This window comes from Geodermatophilus aquaeductus (genome assembly GCF_900182545.1).
In the GTDB taxonomy this organism is placed as follows: Bacteria; Actinomycetota; Actinomycetes; order Mycobacteriales; family Geodermatophilaceae; genus Geodermatophilus; species Geodermatophilus aquaeductus.
The window spans coordinates 119,201-144,696 of record NZ_FXTJ01000002.1 but is presented as its reverse complement, the minus strand read 5'-3'; the positions used below and the strand labels follow the sequence as shown (position 1 = coordinate 144,696).

General features: G+C 76.1%; 30 protein-coding genes. 14 read left to right on the top strand and 16 right to left on the bottom strand.

Features of this window, described 5'->3' with window-relative positions:
- Positions 1-18 precede the first annotated feature (18 nt).
- Both FN207_RS05720 and FN207_RS05715 read right to left on the bottom strand, forming a co-directional pair.
- Positions 19-1,062: a cation diffusion facilitator family transporter gene (locus FN207_RS05720; protein ID WP_142457391.1), complete on the bottom strand. Its 1,044-nt coding sequence runs from the start codon at positions 1,060-1,062 to the stop codon at positions 19-21.
- Complete coding sequence (locus FN207_RS05715) at positions 1,059-1,454, bottom strand: ArsR/SmtB family transcription factor (RefSeq protein WP_142457390.1); 396 nt, start codon at positions 1,452-1,454, stop codon at positions 1,059-1,061. The genes FN207_RS05720 and FN207_RS05715 overlap by 4 nt, the downstream gene beginning before the upstream one ends.
- A gap of 55 nt (positions 1,455-1,509) precedes the next feature.
- On the opposite strand from FN207_RS05715, the gene FN207_RS05710 reads away from it, so the two are divergent.
- The 7 genes from FN207_RS05710 (at position 1,510) to FN207_RS05685 (ending at position 6,517) form a co-directional block, all read left to right on the top strand.
- Complete coding sequence (locus FN207_RS05710) at positions 1,510-2,211, top strand: DUF1775 domain-containing protein (protein WP_142457389.1); 702 nt, start codon at positions 1,510-1,512, stop codon at positions 2,209-2,211.
- An 82-nt stretch (positions 2,212-2,293) separates the two neighbouring features.
- Positions 2,294-2,455, top strand: coding sequence for a hypothetical protein (locus tag FN207_RS26160; protein WP_185938206.1), 162 nt, complete (start codon positions 2,294-2,296; stop codon positions 2,453-2,455).
- A 57-nt stretch (positions 2,456-2,512) separates the two neighbouring features.
- A complete protein-coding gene (locus FN207_RS05705) occupies positions 2,513-3,010 on the top strand; it encodes a Chromate resistance protein ChrB (protein WP_142457388.1) in 498 nt (165 codons plus the stop codon).
- The gene (locus FN207_RS05700; protein WP_142457387.1) at positions 3,007-3,438 is read left to right on the top strand and encodes a chromate resistance protein ChrB domain-containing protein; all 432 of its coding nucleotides are present in this window, start codon (positions 3,007-3,009) and stop codon (positions 3,436-3,438) included. The genes FN207_RS05705 and FN207_RS05700 overlap by 4 nt, the downstream gene beginning before the upstream one ends.
- A gap of 23 nt (positions 3,439-3,461) precedes the next feature.
- Entirely contained in the window at positions 3,462-3,716 is a 255-nt protein-coding gene (locus tag FN207_RS05695; RefSeq protein WP_142457386.1) for a hypothetical protein, read from the top strand.
- 59 nt (positions 3,717-3,775) lie between these two features.
- The gene (chrA, locus tag FN207_RS05690) at positions 3,776-5,197 is read left to right on the top strand and encodes a chromate efflux transporter (protein WP_142457385.1); all 1,422 of its coding nucleotides are present in this window, start codon (positions 3,776-3,778) and stop codon (positions 5,195-5,197) included.
- Positions 5,198-5,263: 66 nt separating this feature from the next.
- Positions 5,264-6,517, top strand: a complete 1,254-nt coding sequence (locus FN207_RS05685; RefSeq protein WP_142457384.1) for a PP2C family protein-serine/threonine phosphatase — start codon at positions 5,264-5,266, stop codon at positions 6,515-6,517.
- Positions 6,518-6,535: 18 nt separating this feature from the next.
- Here the strand turns inward: FN207_RS05685 and FN207_RS05680 are convergent, their stop codons facing one another.
- Positions 6,536-7,531 (bottom strand): GNAT family N-acetyltransferase, encoded by a 996-nt coding sequence (locus tag FN207_RS05680; RefSeq protein ID WP_142457383.1) that lies wholly within the window; start codon positions 7,529-7,531, stop codon positions 6,536-6,538.
- A 40-nt stretch (positions 7,532-7,571) separates the two neighbouring features.
- Positions 7,572-7,733: a hypothetical protein gene (locus tag FN207_RS26155; RefSeq protein ID WP_185938205.1), complete on the bottom strand. Its 162-nt coding sequence runs from the start codon at positions 7,731-7,733 to the stop codon at positions 7,572-7,574.
- 250 nt (positions 7,734-7,983) lie between these two features.
- Between FN207_RS26155 and FN207_RS05675 the strand changes: the two genes are divergently transcribed.
- Positions 7,984-9,522: a phospholipase D-like domain-containing protein gene (locus FN207_RS05675; RefSeq protein ID WP_246065801.1), complete on the top strand. Its 1,539-nt coding sequence runs from the start codon at positions 7,984-7,986 to the stop codon at positions 9,520-9,522.
- Between the two features lie 17 nt (positions 9,523-9,539).
- On the opposite strand, the gene FN207_RS05670 is transcribed toward FN207_RS05675, so the two are convergent.
- The 3 genes from FN207_RS05670 to FN207_RS05660 are packed head-to-tail and all read right to left on the bottom strand — an operon-like array spanning position 9,540 to position 13,101.
- A complete protein-coding gene (locus FN207_RS05670) occupies positions 9,540-10,841 on the bottom strand; it encodes a hypothetical protein (RefSeq protein ID WP_142457381.1) in 1,302 nt (433 codons plus the stop codon).
- On the bottom strand, positions 10,838-11,260 hold the full coding sequence (locus FN207_RS05665) for a cupredoxin domain-containing protein (protein WP_185938204.1): 423 nt from the start codon (positions 11,258-11,260) through the stop codon (positions 10,838-10,840). Before FN207_RS05665 ends, FN207_RS05670 begins: the two co-directional genes overlap by 4 nt.
- On the bottom strand, positions 11,257-13,101 hold the full coding sequence (locus FN207_RS05660; RefSeq protein ID WP_246065901.1) for a hypothetical protein: 1,845 nt from the start codon (positions 13,099-13,101) through the stop codon (positions 11,257-11,259). The genes FN207_RS05665 and FN207_RS05660 overlap by 4 nt, the downstream gene beginning before the upstream one ends.
- Before the next feature lie 80 nt (positions 13,102-13,181).
- Here FN207_RS05660 and FN207_RS05655 point away from each other — a divergent pair, with 80 nt between their 5' ends.
- Positions 13,182-13,958, top strand: a complete 777-nt coding sequence (locus FN207_RS05655) for a MerR family transcriptional regulator (RefSeq protein ID WP_142457380.1) — start codon at positions 13,182-13,184, stop codon at positions 13,956-13,958.
- Here the strand turns inward: FN207_RS05655 and FN207_RS05650 are convergent, their stop codons facing one another.
- Together FN207_RS05650 and FN207_RS05645 are read right to left on the bottom strand one after the other, a co-directional pair.
- Entirely contained in the window at positions 13,959-14,744 is a 786-nt protein-coding gene (locus FN207_RS05650) for a response regulator transcription factor (protein WP_185938203.1), read from the bottom strand.
- Positions 14,745-14,823: 79 nt separating this feature from the next.
- Positions 14,824-15,030: a hypothetical protein gene (locus FN207_RS05645; RefSeq protein WP_142457378.1), complete on the bottom strand. Its 207-nt coding sequence runs from the start codon at positions 15,028-15,030 to the stop codon at positions 14,824-14,826.
- A gap of 171 nt (positions 15,031-15,201) precedes the next feature.
- Here FN207_RS05645 and budC point away from each other — a divergent pair, with 171 nt between their 5' ends.
- From budC to FN207_RS05625, 4 genes are all read left to right on the top strand, one after another.
- Complete coding sequence (budC, locus tag FN207_RS05640) at positions 15,202-15,978, top strand: meso-2,3-butanediol dehydrogenase (RefSeq protein ID WP_142457377.1); 777 nt, start codon at positions 15,202-15,204, stop codon at positions 15,976-15,978.
- Between the two features lie 12 nt (positions 15,979-15,990).
- On the top strand, positions 15,991-16,539 hold the full coding sequence (locus tag FN207_RS05635) for a class I SAM-dependent methyltransferase (protein ID WP_142457376.1): 549 nt from the start codon (positions 15,991-15,993) through the stop codon (positions 16,537-16,539).
- A gap of 33 nt (positions 16,540-16,572) precedes the next feature.
- A complete protein-coding gene (locus tag FN207_RS05630; RefSeq protein ID WP_142457375.1) occupies positions 16,573-17,757 on the top strand; it encodes an acyl-CoA dehydrogenase family protein in 1,185 nt (394 codons plus the stop codon).
- 109 nt (positions 17,758-17,866) lie between these two features.
- Positions 17,867-18,556: a response regulator transcription factor gene (locus tag FN207_RS05625; RefSeq protein ID WP_142457374.1), complete on the top strand. Its 690-nt coding sequence runs from the start codon at positions 17,867-17,869 to the stop codon at positions 18,554-18,556.
- Here the strand turns inward: FN207_RS05625 and FN207_RS05620 are convergent.
- The 5 genes from FN207_RS05620 to FN207_RS05600 all read right to left on the bottom strand — a co-directional run bounded on the left by FN207_RS05620 (position 18,538) and on the right by FN207_RS05600 (position 22,592).
- Positions 18,538-18,960: a hypothetical protein gene (locus tag FN207_RS05620; RefSeq protein ID WP_142457373.1), complete on the bottom strand. Its 423-nt coding sequence runs from the start codon at positions 18,958-18,960 to the stop codon at positions 18,538-18,540. The genes FN207_RS05625 and FN207_RS05620 overlap by 19 nt on opposite strands.
- Positions 18,961-19,033: 73 nt before the next feature.
- Positions 19,034-20,215 (bottom strand): sensor histidine kinase, encoded by a 1,182-nt coding sequence (locus FN207_RS05615; RefSeq protein WP_142457372.1) that lies wholly within the window; start codon positions 20,213-20,215, stop codon positions 19,034-19,036.
- A 142-nt stretch (positions 20,216-20,357) separates the two neighbouring features.
- The gene (locus FN207_RS05610) at positions 20,358-21,062 is read right to left on the bottom strand and encodes a DUF3618 domain-containing protein (protein ID WP_142457371.1); all 705 of its coding nucleotides are present in this window, start codon (positions 21,060-21,062) and stop codon (positions 20,358-20,360) included.
- A gap of 39 nt (positions 21,063-21,101) precedes the next feature.
- Complete coding sequence (locus FN207_RS05605; protein ID WP_142457370.1) at positions 21,102-21,719, bottom strand: phage holin family protein; 618 nt, start codon at positions 21,717-21,719, stop codon at positions 21,102-21,104.
- A gap of 3 nt (positions 21,720-21,722) precedes the next feature.
- Positions 21,723-22,592, bottom strand: a complete 870-nt coding sequence (locus tag FN207_RS05600) for a hypothetical protein (protein ID WP_142457369.1) — start codon at positions 22,590-22,592, stop codon at positions 21,723-21,725.
- Positions 22,593-22,895: 303 nt separating this feature from the next.
- On the opposite strand from FN207_RS05600, the gene FN207_RS05595 reads away from it, so the two are divergent.
- Positions 22,896-23,738 carry a siderophore-interacting protein gene (locus tag FN207_RS05595; RefSeq protein ID WP_142457368.1) on the top strand — a complete coding sequence of 281 codons (843 nt, stop codon included), beginning with the start codon at positions 22,896-22,898 and terminating at the stop codon, positions 23,736-23,738.
- Between the two features lie 12 nt (positions 23,739-23,750).
- Here the strand turns inward: FN207_RS05595 and FN207_RS05590 are convergent, their stop codons facing one another.
- Positions 23,751-24,530 (bottom strand): enoyl-CoA hydratase/isomerase family protein, encoded by a 780-nt coding sequence (locus tag FN207_RS05590; protein ID WP_142457367.1) that lies wholly within the window; start codon positions 24,528-24,530, stop codon positions 23,751-23,753.
- 4 nt (positions 24,531-24,534) lie between these two features.
- Positions 24,535-25,461: a KPN_02809 family neutral zinc metallopeptidase gene (gene ypfJ, locus FN207_RS05585; protein WP_142457366.1), complete on the bottom strand. Its 927-nt coding sequence runs from the start codon at positions 25,459-25,461 to the stop codon at positions 24,535-24,537.
- Positions 25,462-25,496 lie beyond the last annotated feature (35 nt).

Sequence of the window (25,496 nt, the reverse complement as noted above, 5' to 3'; positions counted from 1 at the left end):
CGGCCGTCCCCGCGTGGGTCAGGCCGTCCGGTGGCCCAGCGGCCGCGCGACTCCCGGGGGGTGCGCGGGCAGGGCCGGGTAGGCGTGGACGGCCGCACCCCCGAGCCGCGGGAGGTCGTGGGCCAGCCGGTGCTCCGCGTCGTGCGCGAGGAGGTGGGCGTCGGTCACGCTCATCCGGCCGTCGATGTCGAGGTCGGCCTCGGCGTGCAGCCGGTGCCCGATCCAGCGCATGCGCACGGCCCGCACCGCTACGACACCGGGCGTGGAGCCCAGGACGCGCTCGGCGCGGTCGACCAGCGCGGGGTCGACGGCGTCCATGACCCGGCGGTAGACGTCCCGTGCCGCGGTGCGGAGCACCGCGAGGATCGCGACGGTGATCACCAGCCCGACGACGGGGTCGGCGAGCGGGAACCCGGCGGCGACACCGCCGGCGCCGGCGAGGACGGCCAGTGAGGTGAAGCCGTCGGTGCGGGCGTGCAGCCCGTCGGCGACGAGGGCGGCCGACCCGATCCGGCGCCCCACGCGGATCCGGTAGACGGCGACCAGCTCGTTGCCGAGGAAGCCCACGAGGCCGGCGAGGGCCACCCAGCCGACGTGCTGCACCGGCTGGGGGTCCGTCAGCCGCCGGACGGCCTCGACGCCGGCGAACACCGCCGACAGCGCGATCACCACCACGACGAACAGCCCGGCGAGGTCCTCGGCGCGGCCGTAGCCGTAGGTGTAGCGCCGGTCGGCCGCGCGGCGCCCGAGGGCGAAGGCGATCCACAGCGGCACGGCGGTCATCGCGTCGGCGAGGTTGTGCACGGTGTCGGCCAGCAGGGCGACCGATCCGCTGGCCGCCACGACGAGGGCCTGCAGCGCCGCGGTGACGCCGAGCGCGACGAGGCTGATCTTGACCGCGCGGATGCCCTGCGCGCTGGACTCGAGGGCGGGGTCGACGGAGTCGGCGGCGTCGTGGCCGTGCGGGCGGAACAGCGCGGCGAGCCGGCCCCGTACGCCGTGGTGGGGGTCGTGCTCGTGGTCGTGGTGCCCGTGCTCGTGGTCGTGGTGGTGCGCGGTCATGCCGGCCCGGTCCCGGCGTCGCGGTGCAGTCGCACCAGGTCGGCGTCGCCGAGGTGGTGGGCCGGCGGCTCGGACCCGCTGTGCTCGGCGTTGTGCACGGCGTCGGTCACCAGCTGGGCCACGTGGTCGTTCTCGAGCCGGTAGAACACCTGTGTCCCGGCGCGGCGGGTCTGCACCAGGCGGGTCATCCGCAGCTTGGCCAGGTGCTGGGAGACGGCCGTCGGGGGCTTGCCCACCTCCGCCGCCAGCTCGTTGACCGGGAGCTCGCGGCCGATCAGGGCCCACAGGAGCCGGATGCGGGTGCCGTCGGCCAGCATCCGGAAGACCTCCGCCGCGAGGTCGACCTGGTCGTCGGGGAGCGACCGTCTGCATGCCTGGCTGTCTGCGCGCATGTGCAGATAATAAGCCGCGGGAACTCCTCGCGAGCCGGGGACGACCACTCCTGTCGTGAGCCTCCTGATCCCCGTCGGTCGTTCCTCCGCCGTCCTCGCCGCAACCGCCGGTCTGGTCCTGCTCGGTGCCGGACCGGCCCTCGCCCACGTCGAGGTGACGGCGCAGGGGGCCGCGCAGGCCGGCACCGGGCCGGTGACCCTGCTGTTCTCCGCGGAGGCCGAGTCGACGACGTCGGGGATCGTCGGCGTCCGCACCCAGCTCCCCGAGGGGATCGGGCCCGGCGCGGTGTCCCTGGCGTCGGCGCCGCAGGGCTGGGCTCTGGCACCCATCGCCGGCGGCTTCGAGCTGAGCGGGCCGGCGACGGTCCCGGGGGAGGACCTCGCGTACGGGGTGACCGTCGCGCTGCTGCCCGCCGACGCCACCGAGCTGGTCTTCCCGACCGTCCAGCGCTACGCCGACGGGCGCGAGGACGCCTGGATCGAGCCGGTCACCGACGCCGTGCCCGACCCGGGGATGCCGGCGCCCGCGCTGGCCGTCGCGCCGGCCCCGCCCGGGGTGACCCCGTCGGCCACCCCGGCACCGGCGACCACCGACACCCCGGCGCCGACGACGGCCGCGGAGACGTCGGACGCCGCCGGGTCCGGGGCGCCCGAGGACGGCGGCATCGGCACCGGGACGGTCGTGCTGCTGGCGGTCCTGGCGGTGGCCGTGGCCGTCACGGCCGGCGTGGTCCTCCGCCGGAGGGCCCGGCCCTGATCGGAGGGCCGGAGGGCCGCCGGGGGAGCATGCTGGGGGCGTTGCGCAGCGTCCTGGTCCGCCGCCCTCCCGGAGGGGCCCGATGGCCGAGTTCGTCGCTCTCGTCGCCGCGGGGATGCTGGTCGTCGGCCTCGGCGTCCTGGCCGCCTGCTCCGTCCTGACCGCGGCCGGCTGGCTGGTGGTGCGCCTCGTCCGGCACGGCGGGCCGCCGCGTCCGGGCGGTGCCGGCGGGCCGGACGGGTGACGACGTGGCCGGGACCCGGCCTGGACGACGCCGTGCAACCGTGGTTGCATCACCGCCGTGGCGACGTCGTCCTCCCCGGGTGAGTGGGTGCTGCTCAGCTACCGCCTGCCCCGGGAGCCCTCCGGCCCGCGGACGACGCTGTGGCGGCGGCTCAGGCGGCTGGGCGTGGTGCAGATCGCCGACGGCGTCGTCGCGCTGCCCGCCGACGCCCGCACCCGCGAGCAGCTGGAGTGGCTGGCCGGCGACGTGACCGAGGCCGGCGGGACGGCGGGCACCTGGGTGGCGCGGCCGGGCACCCTCGCCCAGGAGCGGGACCTGGCCGCGGCGATGTCCGCCGCACGGGCCGCGGAGTACCGGTCGCTGAGCGGGGAGTGCGCCGCCGCCGTGGCCGCCGGCGACCCGGCCGAGCGGGCCCGGGCGCTGCGCCGGCTGCGCGCCGAGTGGCGGGCGATCGACCGCCGCGACTTCTTCCCGCCGGCCGAGCGCGAGGAGGCCGCCGCCGCGCTGCGGGAGCTGGGCGCCTCGGTCGCGGCGGGGGCGGAGGTGGCGCGGTGAGGTGGGCGACCCGTGCCGGCGTGCACATCGACCGGGCGGCGTGTGCCTGGCTCATCCGCCGCTTCCTCGACCCGGACGCCGCGTTCGTCTTCGTCGCCGACCCCACCGAGGTCCCGGTCGACGCCACGCCGTTCGACATGCGCGGCGTCGACCTCGGCCACCACGGCGGCGACTGCTCCTTCGAGACCATCCTGCGCCGCTACGAGCTGACCGACCCGGTGCTCTGGCGGCTCGCCGAGATCGTCCACGAGGCCGACCTCGACGACCAGCGCTTCGACGCGCCCGAGGCGCCCGGGCTCGACGTGGTCCTGCGCGGCCTGTCGATGACCGGCGACGACGAGCGCACCCTCGCCGTCTCCGGCCCCGTCTTCGACGGCCTCTACGAGTTCCACCGCCGTCGCCTGCTGCTCGGCCGCGAGCCGGCCTGAGCGCGTCCCTGGAGGTCGCCGTCATGCACCCCGCCGAGCACGAGCCCCGGATCGTCGTGCAGCTGTCCGGCAGCCGGATGCGCACGTTCGCGCAGGTCGTCGGCGGCGTCGTGCTGGGCCTGGGCCTGGCCTCGGCGGCCGGTCTCGACCCCGGCCTCGTCTTCGCCGGCTACACGACCGGCCTGGGGATCCTGCTGCTCTGCCTGGGCCTGCTGCTGCCGGAGGACCCCGGGGTGACGGCCTGCCGCCACGACCGGCCGTGTCCGCCGCCCCGCTGAGACGCCCGCACGCACCGACCTCCCCCCGCACGACCCGGACCCGATCGACGAGGACGTCCATGACCCGCGAAGCCCCCCAGCCGCAGGACACCGCGCTGCCTGCGCAGGGACCCGCCCGGCCGACCCAGCAGGACGCGGTCCCGTTCCGCGCCGCGGTGCGGACCTGGTTCCTCATCTCGCTGCAGACCTTCGGCGGCCCCGCCGGCCAGATCGCCGTCATGCAGCGCGCCCTGGTCGACGAGAAGCGCTGGATCGGCCAGCGCCGGTTCCTGCACGCGCTCAACTACTGCACCCTGCTGCCCGGCCCCGAGGCCCAGCAGCTGGCCACCTACGTGGGCTGGCTCCTGCACGGCACCCGCGGCGGGCTGGTCGCCGGCGGCCTGTTCGTGCTGCCGGGCGTGGTCGCGCTGCTGGCGCTGTCGGCGGTCTACGTCGCCTTCGGCGACACCACCGTCGTCACCGCGGTCTTCACCGGACTGGCGGCGGCCGTGCTGGCGATCGTCGTGCAGGCCGTCCTCCGGGTGGCGAAGAAGGCGCTGGACAGCCGGGCGCTGGTCGTCCTCGCGGTGGCCTCCTTCCTCGCGTTGTTCCTCTTCGGCGTGCCGTTCCCCGTCGTCGTCGCCCTCGCCGGCATCGCCGGCTGGGCGCTGGGCCGGTGGCGGCCCTCGGCGCTGCCCCGCAAGCCGGCCGCCGAGGGGCCCGACGCCGGCCCGGCGCCGGTCATCTCCGACGACGTCCTGCACCACGAGGCCCCCACCACCCGCCGCACGCTGCGGGTGCTGCTGGTCGGGCTGCTCGTGTGGGGGCTGCCGGTCGCGGCGGTCGCCGTGCTGACCGGTGCGGACAGCGTCTTCACCGAGCAGGGCCTGTTCTTCTCCGGCGCCGCGGTGGTCACCTTCGGCGGCGCCTACGCGGTGCTGGCCTACGTCGCCCAGCAGGCCGTCGCCGTCTACGGCTGGCTGTCGCCGGGGGAGATGGTGCGCGGCCTGGCGCTGGCCGAGACCACGCCGGGACCGCTGATCATGGTGGTCCAGTTCGTCGCGTTCCTCGGCGCCTACCGCGACCCCGGCTCGCTCGACCCGTGGGTCGCCGCCGTGCTGGCCTCGCTGCTGGTCACCTGGGTGACGTTCGTACCGAGCTTCCTGTTCGTCCTGCTCGGCGCGCCGTACATGGAGCGGCTGCGCGGCAACCGGGCGCTGTCGGCGGCGCTGAAGGGGATCACCGCGGCCGTCGTCGGGGTGATCGCCAACCTGGGCGTCTACTTCGCCGTCCACACGCTGTTCTCCGACACCGTCGACGTCGACGGCGGGCCGCTGGCGCTGGAGGTGCCCGATCCCGGTTCCCTGCGGCTCGTGCCGCTGGCCATCGCGCTGGTCGCCGCGGTGCTGCTGTTCCGCGTGAAGTGGTCGGTGCTGCGGACCCTCGGCGTCTGCGCCGTCCTCGGCCTCGCCGCGGGCCTGGCCGGGCTGTCCCTCGGCTGACCGCGGGCCCGGGGCGGCAGGTCGGCGACGGGCGGTGGCGGCGTCCGTCGCCCCTAGAGTCCCCCCATGCCGACTCCAGCAGGCTCCCGCCTGGACGTCGGGAAGCTGCTCGACCGGGTCGAGGGGATCGCGCCGATCCAGGCGGTGGAGGCCGCGACCGAGGCGCTCGCGGAGCTGCTCGGCGCGAGCGAGCTCAGCTTCCTGATCGCCGACTTCAGCGGGCACGCCGTCGTGCGTCTCACCGCCGCTGTGGCCGGTGCCCGGGGTGGGCGCGTGCAGGCCGGTGCGCAGGCCGAGACCGTCCCGCTCGCCGGCACGCGGTACGCCCGTGTCCTCCGGACCCAGGAGGTCGCCGTCGAGCCGCTCGACGACGGGGCCCGGCTCATCGCGCCCGTCACCGACCGGGGGGACGCGATCGGGTTGCTGGAACTGGTCCTCCCCGCGCTCCCGGGCCCGGACCTGGTCGCCGACGTCGCCGCCGCCGCGCATGCCCTGGCCTACGTCGTCATCGCCACCCGTCGCCACACCGACGTGTTCGAGTGGGGGCAGCGCACGACGCCCTTCTCGCTGCCCGCCGAGATCCAGCGCCGGCTGCTCCCGTCCTCCTACACCTGCGAGGCCGGGCAGTTCACCCTCGCCGGCTGGCTGGAGCCGGCGGCCTCGGTGGGCGGCGACACGTTCGACTACACGCTCAACCGCGACGCGCTGCACGTGTCGATCACCGACGCCGTCGGCCACGAGGTGGAGGCCGCGCTGCTGGCCACACTGCTCGTCGGGGCGCTGCGCAACGCCCGCCGCCAGGGCCTGGACCTCGCCGCCCAGGCCCGGTACGCCAACGACGCCCTGGCCGACAACGCGCCGCCCGGGCGGTTCGTCACCGGGCAGCTCCTCCGGGTGGACCTCGTGACCGGCACGGCCGCCGTGGTCAACGCCGGGCACCCGTTCCCGCTCCGGCTGCGCGACGGGCGGGTGCAGGAGGTCGCCCTGGGCATCGAGCCGCCCTTCGGGGTCGTGCCCGGCCGGTCGTTCGCGCAGCAGCCCTTCCCGCTGCGGCCCGGGGACCGGGTCGTGTTCCTGACCGACGGGATGCAGGAGCGCAACGCCGCCGTCCTCGACGTCGAGATCGCCCTGCGCGAGACCGCGGGCCTGCACCCCCGCGAGGTGGTCCAGGAGCTGGGCGCGGCGGTGCTCCGCGCGACCGGGGGCGACCTCCGCGACGACGCGACCATGGTGTGCCTCGACTGGTACGGCGGTCCGCCACGCGGGAGCGACAGCGTGCACGGTGCCGACGCCGACCTCGCCTCGGCCGCGCGGGCCTGAGCAGCGGGCCGACCGCCGTCAGAGCCGGGTCGACCAGGTGGACAGCCTGCCCGCGGGGCGGAAGCCGAGCGCCTCGTTGACCGCGACCATCGGCCGGTTGCCGTCGGAGTTGTAGGTGCTGATCCGCCGGACCGCCGGCAGGGTCGCGGCGAGCTCGCGCAGGACCGCGATCTTCACGCGGGCGCCCAGGCGGTGCCCGCGGTGCTCGCGCAGGACCAGGGTGCCGCTCTGGCTGGCGCGTTCCGGCCGGGCGAGCGGCACGTGCAGGTCCGTGAAGGCGACCAGCCGGCCGTCGTGCAGCGCGCCGGCCGACAGCACCGTGCGGCCCCGGGCCAGGGTGACCTCCTCCTGCTCGCGCACCCGCGCGGCGTCCCAGTCCTCCTCGCCGACCGGCACGTCACCGCTCGGCGCGTCGGTCGACATGCGGCGGCTGAGCAGGGCCCGGTCGTCCAGGAGGGCGTCAGAGGTCCGGTCGCGCCAGGTCACCACCGCGTAGCCCGCGCTCGCCGCGACCGCCTCGGCCTCCAGGGCCGCCAGCCGCTCCCCGGGCACGGGCAGCAGCAGGTCGCGGCGGGTCTCCTGCAGGTCGCACGTCCACCCGTGCGCCCGGGCGAAGGCGCGGCCCGGGGTGTCCGGTCCGGGCTCGTCGACCTCGGCGACCAGCGAGCGGCGCCCGGCCGCCGCGGCCAGCCGCACCCCCTCGGTCAGCAGCGCGGTGCCGATCCCGCGGCGGCGGGACGCGGGGGACACGGCCACGTCGAGGTGGGCGACGGAGGGATTGTCCCGCTGCGGGAGCAGCAGGCGCAGCGCGCCGACGACGGCGCCGTCGTCGACCGCGGCCCGGTGGGTGCCCGCCACCGAGCCGCCCGGCGTGGTGAGCCGTCGTCCCAGGGCGACGTGGTCGCTCGCCGGCCGCGGCGCCTCACCCGGGCGGTCGGCGCGCTGGGTCGCCGCCCACACCTCGCACCACGCGGCGAAGCGCTCGTCGTCCGGGCCGGTCTCCACGATCTGCACCCCGAAGACCTACCGGGCCGTGCAAACGCGTTTCCGCCCGTCAGGCCTCCCCGCCGAGCTCGGCCCAGTCCTGCTCGCGCTGCCGGCGCAGGTCCTCCTGCAGGTCGGCGCGCTCCTGCGGGTCGAGGGGGAGGGGCGGTGCCGCCCCGGGCGCTGCCTGCGGATGCGTCCGGATGGCGGGGTCGTCGTGCTGGCTGTCCATGGCGGGCCCTTCCGGGGAGCCCACGCCGGCCCGCCGGACGATCCGTCCGGGCGCGCGTGGGGATGTGCAGAGGAGACGGGCCCGACCGCCGGCCCTCTCCTGGGCGCTCCGTGGGCCAGGGGTCCGACGATCCGCTCCTGCGGGCCGCGGGGTCAAGGGCCGTTGGGCGTGGCGGTGGGGTCGGCGCGCGACCGACCCGGACGGGGGACGGGACGGCGCGGCGGCTTGCCCCGGTCGGCAGACTGCGCAGGTGATCGAGAGCGCCGACGCCGCCGGGACGACCTCCCGGCTCCCCGCCGTGCCGGCGCCCGTCCCCGCGCAGACGGACGACACGCTGCTCGTCCCCGGCGAGACCTGCTGGCGCATCGAGCGCGCCGACCGGCACGCGGTGTTCGTCGACGCGGCCGACTACTTCGCCACGCTCAAGCGCGCGGTCCTGCGCGCCGAGCGGCGGGTGCTGTTCATCGGCTGGGACTTCGACCCGCGCATCCGCCTGGACCCCCGCACCCCCGGTCGCGCCCGGGACGACCGCCTGGGCCGGGTGCTGGAGAAGGCCGTGCGCGACAACCCGCGGCTGGAGATCGGCGTCCTGCAGTGGGACCTCGGGATGGTCGTGGCGCTCAACCGGCGCATGGCCCCGATCGTGTGGCTCAACCGGCGCACCCCCGACCGGCTGCGGTTCGCCGTCGACATGCACCACCCCCTCGGCGGCGCCCACCACCAGAAGATCGTCGTCATCGACGACTGCCTCGCCTTCGCCGGCGGCATCGACGTCACCGCCGACCGCTGGGACACCCCCGAGCACCGCGACCGCCACCCGCTGCGCCACCGCCCGCACACCACCCGGCTGCGCGGCCCGTGGCACGACGTCACCAGCCTGGTGTCCGGCCCGGCGGCGCGGGCCATCGGCGACCTCGCCCGCGAGCGCTGGGAGAGCGGCACGGGGGAGCGGCTGGAGCCGGTGGACGACGTGGAGGCGTGCTGGCCCGACGGCGTGGAGACGTTCCTGACCGACGTCGACGTCGCGATCTCGCGCACCCGCCCCGAGTACGGCGGCGCGGAACTGGTGCACGAGATCGAACTGCTCTGGCTGGCCGCGATCGCCGCTGCCCGGCGCACCGTCTACGTCGAGACCCAGTACTTCGCCAACCGCCGGGTCGCCGAGGCGATCGCCGACCGGCTCGCCGAGGACGACGGCCCCGAGTTCGTCGTGCTCAACCCCCGCGGTGCCGAGGGGTGGCTGGAGAGCAAGGCCATGGACACCGCCCGGGTCAAGCTGCTCGACCTCGTCCGCCGCGCCGACCGGCACGACCGGTTCCGGCTGCTCGTCCCGGTCACCGAGGGACGGCGGCCGGTGTACGTGCACGCCAAGGTCACCTGCGTCGACGACCGGCTGCTGCGGATCGGCTCGTCCAACCTCAACAACCGCTCGATGGGCCTGGACACCGAGTGCGACCTGTCGATCGAGGCCCGCACCGGCGACCCGCGGGAGGCCGAGCTGCGCGAGGCGGTGCTGTCGATGCGGCACCGGCTGCTCGGCGAGCACCTCGGGGTGGCGCCGGAGGAGGTCGCGGCCGCCGTCGAGGAGCACGGCGGCTCGCTGGTGCGCGCCGTCGACGCGCTGATGCGGCCGGCCGGGCGTTCGCTGGTGCCCTTCGAGCCGCCGCAGCTGGACCCGGTCGAGCGGCTCCTCGCCGACACCGAGCTGCTCGACGCCGAGCACACGCCCGACCGCTGGCGCCGGGTGAAGCGCGCCTTCGCCGGCCGCCGGCGCCGGCAGCGCGGCTGAGCCGGACGTCGGGGCGGTCAGAACCCGAAGAGCAGGCCGAGGCCGGCGACGGTGAACAGCACCATCACGGCCACCAGCGGCAGCTGGTCCGACGCCGGCGCGCGCGGCGCCACCCGCAGCGCCTTCTCGTGGGCCAGCAGCACGCCCACGACGTGGCCGAGGACCACCGCGCCCACCTGCACCCAGGCGATGAGGTCGGTGCCCACCGCCCGCAGGTCGACGACGTTCGCGGCGGTGCCGAACAGGTCGGCGCCGGTGCCGAAGGGGTCGCTGGCGAGGATCCACGTCGTCTGCCCGTCGAGGGCGAGCAGCGAGAAGTAGTGCGCGACCGTGTAGCCGACCGCGATGGGGACCACCGAGGCCGCGTAGAGCCGGGGCTGCGGGCGCAACGGCAGCCGGCCGAGCCGTCCCGACAGCCGGGTGCCGAGTGAGTACAGGACCGCGACCACTGCGGTGCAGGCGGCCAGGCCGAGCGTGCCCGACAGCGTGTCGTCCGCGGCTCCGGGGCCGGTCTGCCACCACACGGTGCGCGACAGCCCGTCGAAGCCGGTCGAGCCGAGCAGCACCACCACGACGGCGGCCAGGCCCGCGGCGTCGGGGGCGGCCACCGCGTTGGTCAGCGGCGAGCGGACGACGACGGCCCCGTCGTCGCGCCGGCCGACGGCGGACAGCCGGGCCAGGACCGTCGAGTACACCTCGAAGCCGTCGCCGCGGGCGAACCACTCCTCGCCGAACCAGGCCGCCGCGGCCAGGTGCACGACCGCGTAGCCGAGCAGGAACACCGCGACCGTGCCGGGCGTGGACCGGTCCGGGTACACCAGCTCCAGCCAGACGAAGACCAGCAGCGAGACCGCCGCCGGCCACAGCCCGAGCTCCGGCAGCCGGCCGGCACCGCGCGGCGGGCCGGTCAGCACCCGCAGCCCGCGGGCGAGCAGCCGCAGCGGGTTGACCACCCGCCAGACCGGGCCGAGCAGCAGGCTCGCCGGCACCAGCCCGACCCAGAAGGTCACGTAGAGGACCCACGGCGCCAGGTTGCCGTCGGGATCACCGGGGCCGGCCAGCGCCACGGCCAGCACCAGGACGGCCACGCCGAGCGCGGCGGCCTGCAGGCACCGGCGCAGGACCGAGCTGTCCGCGGCCCGCTGGACCGGGGGCGGCAGCGGGTGCCCCGAGGTCGCGTCGCCCAGCTTCGGCCGCCGCCAGAACAGCAGCAGGACGGTGAAGCTGACCAGGATCGCCGCGCCGGCTCCGTAGAGCGCCAGCCCGAGGGGCAGCGGCAGGTCGGTGCGCGAGCCGACGCCGTGTGCGAGGACGGTCACCCGACCTGCAGCGACAGGAGCACCGTGCCCGTCTCGTGCAGCTCGACCTCGAAGACGCCGGGGATGTCGGCGGGGAACCGCACGGTGGCCGGGGTGCCGGGTGCCAGCGCGGCCTCGCGGGCGTAGCCGTGCACGTGCACCTCGTCGGCGACGTCGCTGGTGACGGTGAGGGTGACCTCCTCGCCGAGGGCGACCGGCACGCGGCCGGTGTCCCCGGTGACCTGCCCGCCGGAGACCCGCACCTCGAGGACACGGCCGGCCGCGGTGGAGGGGGCGGCCGCCGCCGTCGTGCCCGGGGTGGTCGACGGCGCGCTGGACGAGGGGGCGCCGGCGTCCGACGGCGCGGTCCCGGCGCAGCCGGTCAGGACGACCAGCGCGGTCGCGGCGGCGGCGAACGCCACGGGGAGGCGGCGGCTCACCGGCCCACCCCGCTCGTCACCCGGCGGTCGGCCGGCCGGCCGCGGGGCCGGTCACGGGGCCGGTCGCCGGCGCCGCCGAGCCGGGAGTACCGGCCCACGCCCCACGAGATCGCCGCGACGAGCGTGAGCGTGCAGGCCAGGACGACCAGGCCGGCCGCCGTCCAGAGCCCGCCGCCGGACTCCTTCAGCTCCCGCTGCAGGAGGTCGACCTCCGGGACGGCCGCGCGGGTCACGCCGTCGGTGGCGGCGATCTCGTCGGCCGGGATCGCCGGGTCCTCGGGCAGGTAGATCGGCACGGCGGTGAGCACCCGGCCGTCGTGGACGCGCAGCAGCGTCTTCCAGTCGCCGTGCACCGGCACCGGCTCGGTGGTGCGGTACTCGCCGGGCCCGGTGCGCTCGAGGTCGGTCACCACCAGCCCCTGTCCCTGCCAGGCGGTGATCTGCACCCACGCCGGGTCGTCGACGGCGCCGGCCGGGCTCAGCCGCACGCCGACCTCGACCGTGCGGGGGTCGGCGGTGACCTCCTGGATCGAGAAGGTGGCCTCGAGGTCGCCGGGGACGGTGGCGACCAGCCCGTTGGCGGCCCCGCCGGCGACCGCCACCAGCGCCAGCGCCAGCACGCCGCGGGCGACGGCGGGGCGGGGCAGCCGGCGCCGCAGGCCCAGGGCCAGCAGGGCCCCGAGCAGACCGCCGGCGACGCCGCCGACGACGGCCATGACCGTGCCCTCGACCAGGACGTCGCCGTTCCACTCCAGGGTCTGGGTGACCTGCGTCCAGAGCCCCTCGACGGCGGTGCCCACGGTGCCGATCAGCGCGCCGGCGACGGCGCCGAAGGCCAGCGGACGGCGCACCAGCGGCCAGGCCAGCGCGAGCACCTCCACGATCAGGGCGGAGCCCAGGTAGAGCGGGAAGGTGGGCGGGATCTCGCCGAGCACCGGGCCCACCAGCACGGAGATGGTGCCGCGCACGAGGAGGAAGAAGACGGTCGCGGCGAGCGCGCCGCCCCGGCCCATCCAGAGCCGGGCGGCGACCAGCGCGGCCCCGGCGGCGCCGGCGACCATGAACGGCTCGAGCACCAGCCGGAACTGCGGGACGTCGAAGTCGAACTCGCCCTGGAACACCGACAGGCCGAGCAGCAGGCCGCCCATGGCCGAGGCCTGGCGGAGGAACCGCGCGCGGCGGCCGACGCGCCGGTCGCCGTCGTCGGTGGACAGCCCGCCGTGGCCCTCCATCTCCAGGACGAGCAGGCCGACGATCGACAGGCCCGCGCCGCCGATGAGCATCAGGTGGGTGGGGCCCCACAGCGTCACGTCCTGCCCGAACAGGCGGTGCCAGACGTCGTCGAGGGGGAAGCCGAGCAGGGCGTAGAAGCCCGCGGCGGTGAGCAGGACGCCGCCGACGGGCACGTCCCAGCCGCGCAGGAAGCGGACGGCGGCCGGGCCCGGGCGCTCGCCGAGCGGCATCGAGCAGGCCAGCACGCCGCCGGAGAAGACGCCGAACAGGCCGAAGAGGATGAGGTAGTGCGCGGGGTTGGCCAGCGGCCCCTCGTCGCGGCCGACGCCGATGTGCAACGAGATGTCCCAGAGCATCCCGAGCAGCGCGACCAGCAGGGACACCGTCGTCAGCACGGTCGGCAGGGCGACCCAGCCGGGCACGTGCGTGGTCCTCCCGAGGGCGTCCCCGGCGCGGGCGAGCACCGTGGTCCGCCGGGTGCGGTGCGCCCACACCAGGCCGAGCAGGACGGCGGTGAGGGCGAACCCGAGGGCCGAGGCGAGCACGACCTCGCCGAGGGCGGCACCCCCGGCGGGACGGTCCTCCACGGCGAGCAGCACTGGTCCCATGGACGTCACGGATGTATGGAACACCGATCGACGTCACATACGCAAGTGACACATGGAGCGACCGTTAGGATCGCTTCCTGATGGAGGCCGAGCAGCAGGACGCCGCGTCCGTCCCCGACGGGGGCGGCGACCGTGAGTTCACGGTCGACGAGCTCGCCGCGCGCGTGGGCATCACCGTGCGCAACGTGCGGGCCTACGCCGCCCGGGGGCTGCTGCCCCCGCCGCGGCTGGTCGGGCGCACCGGCTACTACGGCGCCGAGCACGTCGCCCGGCTGCTGCTGGTCCGCGAGATGCTCGCCGAGGGCTACTCGCTCGCCGTCATCGAGCGCACGCTGGCGACCGCGCCGTCGGTGGGCGGGTCGGCCGCGCTCGCGCTGCACCGCGCGCTGCTCGCGCCGTGGCTGCCGCCCGAGCCCGAGGACACGACGCTCGACGAGCTGACCGCGCGCGCCGGGGTGCCGGTGGAGCCGACCACGCTGGAGGAGATGGTCCGGCTCGGGCTCCTGGAGCGGCTCGAGGACGGCCGGCTGCGGGTGACCGACCCGTCGCTGCTGACCGCGGGCCTGCAGGTCGTGCAGCTCGGCGTCCCGCCGTCGGCGCTCGTCGCCGCGCAGGCGCGGGTGATCGAGCTGGTGCGGGAGATCGCGGCCACCTACGTCGGGATGTTCGTGGAGACCGGCTGGCAGGCCTTCGTCGAGGCCGGCGCCCCGCCCGAGCAGCTCGACGACGTCCGCGCGATGGTCGAGCGGCTGCAGCCGGCCGCGGCGCAGGCGCTGCTGGCCAGCTTCCGCACCGAGATGGCCTCGGCGGTCGGGGCCGCGGTCGCCGCCGGGCTCGCGGCGCTGGCCGACGAGTAGCTAGCCGGCCGGTCGCGGGTGCGCGGGGAGGATGCCCAGCTCGCGCGCCCGGTCGACGGCGAGCAGCCGGTCGTGGCGGTCGAGCTTGCGGTAGGCGTTCTCCAGGTGCTTGCGCACCGTGCGCTCGCTGATCCGTAGCAGGCGCGCGACGGCGTCCGCGGTCGCGCCCGTCCCGACGTGCCGCAGCACCTGCACCTCGCGGGCGGTGAGCCCGAGCCGCGCGATCGCCGCGGCGCCGTCCGGCGGCGCCGTCACCCCCGTGCTCACCGCCCGGTCCAGCAGGGCCAGGACCGGCTGCAGCGCGTGCGCCTCCGCCAGCTCCCGGTCGGTGAACTCGCCCTCCGATCGGTTCACCGTCCAGGCCCGGCCGCCGCCCGCCGTGCGCGTGGTCATGATCGTGAGTTGGTCCACGGCGCCACCCGGGCGGAGCAGGTCGACGTAGGCGGGACAGCGCAACAGCTCCGCCCGCGTGGCCAAGTCGCCGAGTCGCCGGGGAGCGGGGAGGCCGCGGGACCGGTCGGCGCGGTAGCTGCGCACCACCGGGTGGTCGTCGGCGAGTGCGAGCAACTGCCGGGCCAGGTCGCTCCCGGGCCGGCCGCCGCGCGGATGCCGCTGGACCTCGGCCGACCGGTCGCGGAGGTCGAGGGCGACCCGGCCGACGAAGTCGGCGCCCAGCAGGTCCGTCAGCGTCCCGGCGACCACCCGGAGGTACCCGTCCCGGTCGACTCCGCCGTCGAGCTGCTCGACCAGCTCCAGCCCGGCCGGTCTTACCCGTGCGCTCGCCATGGCGACTCCCGACACCCACCGCTGCGCGGACAGCGTGACACCGGGTCGCCGTCCCCGGCCAGTCCCCGTCCCGTGGGTCCTAGCCGGCCGGCCGCCGGTCGCCGGCCGCGGGGGAGCCGATCCGCTCATGCCCGCCGTCGTGCTCCGCGCGGTCGCGGGCGGCGAGTCGCCGGTCGCGGACCACTGCCATCACCACGACGGCGACCAGGACCGCCGCGGGCACGAAGAACCCGGCGGTGGCGATGAGGCTCAACCCGTCGGTCGCCGAGGTGCTCACTGCGGACACGCACCCATGTGACACCGAACAGTGTCACGTGTCAACCGCCGGCCCCTCGGGTCGCCCGCCGCATCGAGACCTGCGATCTCGTGGCCATCGCAGCTTGATGGCCACGAGATCGCAGGTCTCGGCGCAGACCCGATGCGGGTGTGGCGCGGACGGGCCGGGTAGGGCGGGCGCATGAGCGGCTCCGCGACCTTCGACTTCACCGGCTCCGTCGTCCTCGTGACCGGCGGCGGCTCGGGCATCGGCCTCGCCATCACCCGGGCCTTCGTCGACGCCGGCGCCACCGTCGCCGTCACCGGCCGGCGCCGGGAGCGGCTGGAGTCCGCGCTCGAGGACGTCCCCACCGAGCGCGCGGCGGTGCTGCCGGCCGACGTCTCCGACCCCGCGCAGGTCCGGCAGGTCGTCGCCGACGTCGTGGACCGGTTCGGCCGCCTCGACGTCGTGGTGAGCAACGCCGCCGGCTACGAGAGCGGGGAGATCACCGACCTCGCCGACGACGCGTGGGAGCGGATGCGCGCCACCAACGTCGACGCGTTCTTCCACCTGGCCAAGGCCGCGCTGCCGCGCCTGGCCGAGTCCGGCGGCAACCTGGTCGCCGTCTCCTCGGTGTCGGGCCTGCGCGGCGACTGGGGGCAGGCCGGCTACAACGCCACCAAGGCCGCCATCACCGTGTTCGTGCAGTCGCTCGCGCTGGACTGGGGCGCGCGGGGCGTGCGGCTCAACGCCGTCGCGCCGGCCTTCACCTTCACCGAGATCAACCAGGACGTCCCCCGCGACGAGGCCTCGCTCGCGCCGTTCGTCAACCGCGTCGCGCTCGGCCGGCCCGGCGAGCCCGAGGACATCGCCCCGGCGGTGCTCTTCCTCGCCTCCGAGCAGGCCCGGTACGTCACCGGCGCGGTCCTGGCCGTCGACGGCGGCACCAGCGCCTCCACGGGGCAGGCACATGTCTGAGAGGGCGCACGTGTGACCGCCCGGCCGGCCTCCGACCGCCGCGCTTCCGACCGCCTGGCCTCCGTCGCCGGTGCGGTCGCCGCCCGGCCGGGGGAGCGGGTGCTCGAGGTCGGCTGCGGCGCCGGCGTGCTGGTCACCCTCCTTGCCGCGGCGGTGGACCCCGGCCCGGTCGTCGCCGTCGACCGGTCCGCGCGGATGGTGGCGGCCGCGTCCCGGCGCAACCGGGCGGCGGTCGAGGCGGGGCGGGTCCGGCTCGTGGCCGCCCCGCTCGTCGACGCCGGCCTCGTCGAGGAGCGCTTCGACGTCGTGGTCGCCGTCGACGTCCGGGCGTTCTGGACGCCCCCGGCGCCGGAGTGGGACGTCGTCGCGCGGGTGCTCGTCCCGGACGGGCGGGTGGTGCTCGGCGCCTCGGTCATGCGCGCGGGCGACGCCGGCCGCGTGCGCGCGCAGGCCGCCCGGGCGGCGGGGGAGCGCGGCCTCGCGGTGACCGCCACCGCGCAGGCGGACACCGTCCCGTTCCCGACGGCCACGATCGAGTTGCGCCGCCCCGGGGGCGGGTAGGAGAGGGGCATCCGCCAACGGGAGGACCCTGCGATGACCGACGACCTGCCCGGCCTGCCGGGCGACCTGTACGGCTACGAGACGCTCCTGACCGACGACGAGCGCAAGGAGCTGACCGGCATCCGGCGCTTCCTGCACGAGGAGGTGCGGCCGCGCGTCAACGACGCCTGGGAGACGTCGGAGTTCCCGATGGACCTGGTGCCCCGCTTCGCCGAGGCGGGCATGGTCGGGCGCAGCTACGACCTGGAGCACCAGCCGCGCGCCTCCCGGCTGTTCACCGGCTTCATCGCGCTGGAGACCGCGCGGGTCGACCCGTCGATGGCCACGTTCCTCGGCGTGCACAACGGCCTGTCGATGGGGTCGATCGTGCTGCTGGGCTCCGACGAGCAGCGCGCCCGGTGGGTGCCCGACATGGTCGCCTTCGACAAGATCGGCGCCTTCGCGCTCACCGAGCCGCACGGCGGCTCCGACGTCGCGCGCGGGCTGGAGACCACCGCGCGCCGCGACGGCGACGGCTGGGTCATCGACGGCGCCAAGCGGTGGATCGGCAACGGGACGATCGCCGACGTCGTCGTGGTGTTCGCCCGCGACGTCGAGGACGACTCGGTGAAGACCTTCGTCGTCGAGAAGGACACCCCCGGCTTCACGCCCACGAAGATGGAGGGCAAGTACGCGCTGCGCACCGTGCAGAACGCCGACATCGTCTTCGAGGGCTGCCGGGTGCCGGCGGAGAACAAGCTCGAGCACGGCAACTCGTTCAAGGACGTCAACCGGGTGCTCAAGCTGACCCGCGGCGGCGTGGCCTGGTCGGCGGTCGGCTGCCAGATGGGCGCCTTCGAGGCGGCGATCACCTACGCCAAGGAGCGCTCGCAGTTCGGCCGCCCGATCGCCGGCTTCCAGCTCATCCAGGACCTGCTCGCCCGCATGGCCGGCAACGTGACCGCCAGCCTCGGCATGGCGGTGCGGGTCTCGCAGCTGCAGGAGGAGGGCGTCTTCAAGGACGAGCAGGCCGCCCTGGCCAAGGCCTTCGTCACCGGCCGGGCCCGCGAGACCGTCGCCCTGGCCCGCGAGCTGTTCGGCGGCAACGGGATCCTGCTGGAGAACGACGTCGTGCGGTACTTCGCCGACGCCGAGGCGCTGTACTCCTACGAGGGCACCCGCGAGATCAACAGCCTCATCGTCGGGCGGGCGCTCACCGGGGTCAGCGCGTTCGTCTGACCCCACCTCGCAGGGGTGAGGGGACCGCGGCCCGGCTGCACCGCGGTCCCCGTCCTGCCGTTGCCCTCCCCGGGGTGACCGTCCGGGTCGCCGGGACGGGAGGCACACGGTGGCCGGGCAGTCGGTGCTGGTCGTGGAGGACACCGCGGAGATCCGCGAGCTGGTCGCCACGGTGCTCGCCCGCGCGGGCTTCGACGTCCGTGCCGTGGGCACCGGCGCCGCGTGCCTCGCCGAGGTGCGCCGGTCCGCGCCGGACCTGGTCGTGCTCGACCTCGGCCTGCCCGACGAGGACGGCACCGAGGTCTGCCGCCGGCTGCGCGCCGAGAGCGGCTGCTACGTCCTCATGCTCACCGCCCGCGCCGAGGAGGTCGACCTGCTCGTCGGCCTCGCCGTCGGCGCCGACGGTTACATGGCCAAGCCGTTCTCCCCGCGCGAGCTCGTGGCCCGCGTCCAGGCGATGCTGCGGCGCCCCCGGACGGCCGCCGCGCCCGCGAGCGACGCCGTCGTCCGGCTCGCCGACCTCGAGGTCGACGAGGACAGCCGCGAGGTGCGCGTCGACGGCGCCGTCGTCGACCTGACCCGCACCGAGTTCGACCTGCTGGCGGCGCTGGCCGCCCGCCCCGGCCGGGTGCTGCAGCGCGAGACGCTGCTGCGCGAGGTGTGGCAGACGGAGTGGTCGGGCAGCCTGCGCCTGGTCGAGGCGCACATGTCCAACCTGCGCCGCAAGCTCACCGCCGCGGGGCTGCGGGCGGCCCAGATCAGGACCGTCCGCGGGGTCGGCTACCGCCTGGTGGCCTGACCCCCGCGCGGCGCCGGGACCGCGCCCGCCGCCTCGGTGAGCTCGGCGACCAGCCCGGTGGCGACCACCCCGCGGCGCGCCTGCACGGCGATGGCACCGGACAGCCGCGCGACGTCGGGATCGCCGAGCTGGGCGCTGCTCCCGGCCAGGGCGCCGGCGTCGGCGGCCAGCGCGCGGGCGTCCCCGGCCCGTGCGGCGCCGGTGATGGCGGCCAGCCGCCCCGGCAGGGCCTCGGCGTGCGCGGCGCGCAGCCGCGCCACGAGGTCGGGGTCGACCCGGACCGCGGGCGGGGCGTCGCCGGCCGGTGCGGTGCGGTCCTCGAGGAATGCCAGCAGCCGGGCGGGCAGCTCGCCGTCGGTGACGATCGAGGCCCGCCGGACGGGGATGCCGTCGTCCGGGATCACGATCACGAGCCTGCCACCGGCGCCGCAGCCGCTCCGCGCGACCCCCGCAAGACTGCCGCAGGACGGTGTGCTCTCAGCGGGGCAGCACCAGGGTGGCGGTGGTCCCGCGCCCCTCCGCGCCGGCCAGCTCCAGCCGGCCGCCGTGGGCGGTGGCGATCGCCCGGGTGATGGACAGGCCGAGCCCGACGCCGGGGACCCCGGCGCGGACGGCGCTCGCCGCGCGGACGAACCGCCCGCCCAGCCGCGGCTGATCGGCCGCGGGGATGCCGACGCCGGTGTCGCGGACGTGCACGCACGCGACGGCGTCCCCGGCCTCGACGGCGAGCTCCACCCGCCCGCCGCGCGGCGTGAACTTCACCGCGTTGGAGACCAGGTTGTCCACCGCCTGGGCCAGCCGGACGGCGTCGCCGGGCACCACCGGCCCGGGCCCGGGCAGGCGTGCGGTCAACGTGACGCCGGCGGCCGCGGCGGCGACCCGCGCGGACTCCTCCGCGGCGGCCACCAGCTCGCCGAGGTCGACCTCGCCCGGGGAGAGCACGAAGCGGCCGGCCTCGACCTGCGCGGTGAACAGCAGGTCCCCGACCAGGCGCTCGAGGCGGGTGGCGTTGCGGGTGACGATGTCGAGCGACCGACGGTGGCCGGCGTCGAGCGCGGGGTCGTCCAGCACGACCTCCAGCCAGCCGAGCACCGCCGCCAGGGGGGTGCGCAGCTCGTGGCTGACCAGCGCGACGAACTGGTCCTTGAGCCGCTCGGCGGCGCGCACCTCGGTCATGTCGGTCCCGACGAAGGTCCAGCCCGCGGGGCCGCCCTCGTCGTCGGCGCGCGGGGTGACGGCGACCGAGACGGTCCGGCGGCCGCCGTCGGCGGCGACGTAGGTCCAGTCGCGGACGTCGCTGCCGTGCTCGGCCGCGGCCGCCACCAGCGCGTCCAGCCCGCGGCCCTCGAGCTCCTCGGGCAGGTGGAAGTCGGTGATCCGGCGGCGGCGGACGACGTCGGCGCGCGGCAGCCCGAGCAGCCGCTCCGCGCCGGGGTTCCACACGCGGACCACGCCGTCGCGGTCGGTGCCGACGACGGACTGCTCGGTGATCGCGTCGACGACGCTGGTCATCGTGGCGGCGCGGGCGCGCAGCATCCGCGCGGCGACGGCGAGCTCCTCGCCGCGGTCGGCGACCAGCGCGGCCAGCGTGGCGCGCTCGGCACGCAGCTCGGCGACCTGCGCGCGCAGCGCCGCCAGTTCGGCCCCGGTCCCGGTCACACCGGGGGGATCGGCGCGCGCACCCGTCTCGTCGAGCCGACGGCCGACCGGCTCACCCCCGCAGGGGAGGGGCGGACACCACAGCGCCCCGCCGGGACGGACCCGGCGGGGCGCTGTGTGGTCGAGCGGGTGGTACGGGTGCTCAGCTGCTGGAGGACTGACTCTGCACCGTCTGGCGGGACTGCTGGGCCTGGCCCTGCACGTCCTGCGCGGCCGACTGGCCCTCCTGCTTGACCGTCTGGGCGGCGTCCGTGGCGGTGCCCCGGACCTCCTCGACGGCGTGCTGGGCGGCCGGCTTGAGCTGCTCGCCGACCTCCTGCGCGGCCTGCTTGGCCGGCGCGAGGAGCTCGTCCTTGTGCTCGCGCAGCGTGGTCTCGGCCTGCTGGGCCAGCTGACGCTCCTTCTCCGAGGCCGGCAGCAGGCTCGACACCAGCCAGCCGACACCGAAGGCGATCAGCCCGGCGGCCAGGGGGTTGCCCTGCGTCTGGCGGATCACCGCGTCGGGGGCCTGCTGGACGGCGTGCGCCGCCTGGGAGGCCGCGTCCTGCACCGTGCCCGCGGCGTTGGACGCCGCGTCCTGCACCGAGCCGGCCGCGTTGGAGGCCGTGCCCTGCACGGAGCTCAGGGCGTTCTGCCCGCTGCCGCGCGTCGAGTAGGAGGTGTCGTGGGACGAGCCCATGACCCTGTCCTTGGCGCGGGCGAAGCGGCCCTTGGCCGTGGCCATGCGCCGGTCGATGACGCGGGCCGGGTTGACCTTCTCGTTGAGGGCGTCGACGTCGTAGCTCAGCTCACGACGCGTCTCCTCGATCTGCCGCCGGATGACGTCCGGGTCACTGCTGCTGGTCATGTCTGCTCCAGGGGGGTGGGGGGCCCGCAGGCCCGCGGGTCAGTGGGGCTTGAGGGCGCCGGGGACCTGCTGGAGGGTGTCCACGGTCCGTTCGGGCTTGGGGTTGACCTGCCGGAACTTCTTGCGCCCCATGACGAAGGTGATGGCGCCGATGACGCCCCAGAGCACGGCCACGATGAGCGCGGCGAGGCCGGCGTCCATCACGTTCTCCAGCGCCCACCACAGGGCGAAGGACAGGAACAGCAGCACCATGTAGCCGGCGAAGCCCGCGGCGCCGAACATGCCCGCGCCCTGGCCGGCCTTCTTGGCCTCGACCTTGACCTCGGCCTTGGCCAGCTCGAGCTCCTGGCGCATGAGCACCGAGAGGTCCTTGGTGACCTCGCTGATGAGCTCGCCCACCGAGGTGCCGCTGACCGCGGGGCGGCCCTCCTCGGTCATCGGGGTGCCGCGGTCGCCGGCGTGCGCGCCGTAGGCCGGGTCGTAGGCGGTGCCCTGGTCGTAGCCGGTGGCGCCCTGGCCGTAGGCGGTGGCGCCCTGCTCGTAGCCGGGCGTGCCCTGCTCGTAGCCGGGGGTCACGGCGTAGTTGGCCTGCGGCGGCTCCGGCGGGTAGCCCTGCTGGCCACCCACCGGCGTGGCGCCGGAGTAGGGGGTGCTCATGGGTCAGACCCCCTGGCCCGGGCGGCGGGTGGGGTCGTCCCAGCCGGCGGGGGCGGCCGGCGGCACGACGCTGCCGGCGGGCGGGACGGTGCCGTACGGCGGCGGGGGCACCGGGGTGCCCGGCGTGGCCGAGTGCTCGCCGTACCCGCCGGCCGTCGTCGTCTCGTAGCCGGTCGTCGTCTCGTAGCCGCTGGTCGACTCGTAGCCCGAGTAGGCCGGCGCCGGGTCGACGTAGTTGCCGCCTGAGGAGTAGGTCGACGGCGTCGAGGCGAACTGCGACCGGCTGCCCGAGGAGGAGTCGTCGCTGTGCGCGGCCTTGACGCCGCTGGTCAGGCGGCCGGCGAGGACGCCGGCGAGCGCGGCACCGAGCAGGAAGGTGCCCGGCTTGCGGCGGGCGAAGGAGCGGACCTCGTCGAGCAGGTCGGCCGGCTCGCGGTTCTGCAGCATGGTCGCGAACTCCTCGACCCGGCTGGCGCCCTGCTGGATGAGGTCGCGGGCGGGGCCGGGGGCCGGGGCGTTGCCCTCGACCATGCCGCGCAGCTGCTGGGCCAGGCCCGACAGGCTCTGGCCGGCCTTCTGCTGCTGCGAGACGGCCTGCTGGCGCACCTGGGTGCGGCCCTGCTCGACCAGGCTCTGCGCCTGGTACTTGGTCTCGGCGACCACGTTCTTGGCCTGGTCGGCCGCGGTCGAGGCGACCTGCGAGCCGGCCTGCTTGGCGGTCTCGCCGACGTTGCGGGCCTCGTCCTTCGCGACGTCGGTGGTCGACGGCGAGCCGGAGGTGGTCGTGGTGGTCGAGGTCGTACTCGTGTCCCCGTAGCCGGTCGCGCCCGAGGAGGGCGGCGGCGGGAGGGGGGCGTCGATGGAGTGGGTCATCGTTCCTCCTGAGTGGATCTCGGTCGAGGCTGGCGCTACCCAGTTATGGATCACTCACACACGTCCCGGCGACGGCCGTCGCCGGGACGGATGCGGGTGGAGCGGGGCCGGCGGCGCGGGGCGCGCCGGCCCGGTGGACCGTGGGGAAGGTGCGGGCGGGAGCCGGCCGGGCTGGCAGTCCGTGCCCGGCGACGTCGCCGTTCCCGCAGGCCAGGGGCTACCCGGACGCGGCAGTCCGGAAACGGACGTCGATCACATCGGGCGCGCAGGTAAGGTGTGCCTCACCTACATCGAGGAGGCCCTGTGGCCGAGCAGTCCCCGCGCCGGAAGCGGACGCCCCGCACCGGCACCGTCGTGCGCACCGGCCACGTGACGCCGCACGTCGTCCGCGTCGTCCTCGGCGGGGAGGGGCTGGCCGGCTTCGCGCCCGGGCACACCGACTCCTACGTCAAGCTCCTCTTCCCGCCGGCCGGCGCCCCGTACACCGCCCCGTTCGACGTCGAGGACGTGCAGGCCCGCCTGCCGCGCGAGCAGTGGCCGGTCACGCGCACCTACACCGTCCGCTCGTGGGACGCCGACGCCGGCGAGCTCACCATCGACTTCGTCGTGCACGGCGACGAGGGCGTCGCAGGCCCGTGGGCGCTCGCTGCCCGTCCCGGCGACACGCTGCAGATGTTCGGCCCCGGCGGCGCCTACAGCCCGGCCGGGGACGCCGGCTGGCACCTCATGGCCGGTGACGAGACGGCGCTGCCGGCGATCGCCGCCGCGCTCGAGGCGCTGCCCGCCGACGCGCGCGCCGAGGTGTTCGTCGAGGTCGCCGGCCCGGAGGAGGAGCAGGAGCTCACCACCGGCCCCGGCGTGCGGGTCACCTGGGTGCACCGGAGCGCGGCGCCCGGCGTGGCGCTGGTCGCGGCCGTCCTCGCCGCGGACCTGCCCGAGGGCGACGTGCACGTGTTCGTGCACGGCGAGGCCGGCGCCGTCCGCGAGCTGCGCCGGTTCGCGCGCACCGGGCTCGGTGCCCCCCGCGAGCGGCTGTCGGTCTCCGGCTACTGGCGCCTCGGCAGCACCGAGGACCGCTGGCAGGCCGAGAAGCGCGAGTGGAACGCCGCCGTCGAGGCCGAGGACGCCGGCCTGGATGTCGCCTAGGAGCCGTGCTGCCTAGGAGCCGTACGGGAACCGCGGGGCGCGCCGCTCGGTGAAGGCGGCGACGCCCTCGGCGAGCTCCCCGGAGGCGATCGTCTCCCGGTACCAGCGGCCGGCCACCTCCTCGGCGTCCCCGCCGGTGGCCAGCGCCGCCGTGACCTCCTTGGCCGCGCGCTGGGTGAGCGCCGAGCGGCTCGCCAGCACCTCGGCGAACCGCCGCACCTCGCCGGCCAGGTCGCCGGCGGGCAGCAGCCGGTCGACCAGGCCGGTGCGCAGCGCGGCGTCGGCGTCGAGCAGCTCGCCGGAGTACAGCAGGTAGCGGGTCGTCGCCGGGCCCACGAGGTCCATCAGCTGGCGGGTCGACGTCGGCGTGTAGACGATGCCGACCTTGGCCGGGGTGACGCCGAAGACGCCGGTCGGGTCGGTGAAGCGCAGGTCGCAGCAGGTGGCCAGCTCCACCCCGCCGCCGATGCAGTGCCCGCGGATCATCGCGATCGTGGGCCGGGGGAAGTCCCGCAGCGCGGCCTGGGCGGCGAGGTTGTCGCTGCGCAACCGGGCCATGGGGTCCTCGGCGTCGGGCCCGCCGAGCAGGTCGGAGATGTCGGCGCCGGCGCAGAAGCTCGGCCCGGCGCCGGTGACCACGAGCACGCGGACTGACGGGTCGGCGGCCAGCTCGGCCAGGATGCCGGGGAGCGCGGCCCACATGCCGGCGGTCAGGGCGTTGCGCTTGTCCGCCCGGTCGATGGTGAGGACGGCGACGGCGCCGTCGCGGCTGACCCGGAGGTGCTCGGTCACGCGCTCAGCCGAGGTCGTCGGTGGCGAAGGTGTCGCACTGCGCCGGGTCGCCGGTCTCGTACCCGGTGAGGAACCAGCGCTGGCGCTGCTCGGAGGAGCCGTGCGTGAACGCGTCCTGGTCCACGGTGCCGCCGCCGAGGTTCTGCTGGATGAAGTCGTCGCCGATGCGGCCGGCGGTGTCCAGCGCGCGGTCGACGTCGTCCTGCGTGATGTCGGCGATCAGCGGCGCGCCGGACTCGTCGGGCACGGTCTCGGCGTGGTTGGCCCACGCGCCGGCGTAGCAGTCGGCCTGCAGCTCCAGCCGCACGGTGCCACTGTCGGCACCGGCCTCGCCCGGGGTGACCTGCCGGTTGGTGCCCAGCAGGTTCTGCACGTGGTGGCCGTACTCGTGGGCGAGCACGTAGGCGTTGGGGAACGCGCCGCCCTCGGCGCCGAACTGGCTGCGCAGGGTGTCGAAGAAGGTCAGGTCGATGTACACGAACTGGTCGGCCGGGCAGTAGAACGGCCCCGACCCGCTCGTGGCCCCGCCGCACTGCGTCGACACCTGGTCGGAGAAGAACACGGTGTCGGTCGGCACGTACTGCCCGCCCAGGGCCTGCGACCAGTAGTCCTGGATGGAGTCGATGTCGGCGACGACGGCGCACTCGACGGAGTCGTTGGCGTCGCCGCTGTCGTCGCAGGACTGCTCGAGGGCGCTGTTGTCGGCGGTCTCGCCCGGGCCCAGCCCCTCCAGCGCGCCGAGGCCGGCACCGGCGCCGCCGCCCCCGCCGCCCCCGAGCACCTGGAACAGCACGAGGACGATCAGCCCGACCACGCCGAGCCCGCCACCGCCGACGGCGATCCCGCGGCCGCCGCCCAGACCGCCGCCGCCCCTGCCGCGCCGGTCCTGGATCGACGACGTGTCGAGGTCGCCGCCCTCCCTGTAGCGCATCGCCCTGTGTCCTCCCGGTTCCGCGTGCCGCTCGA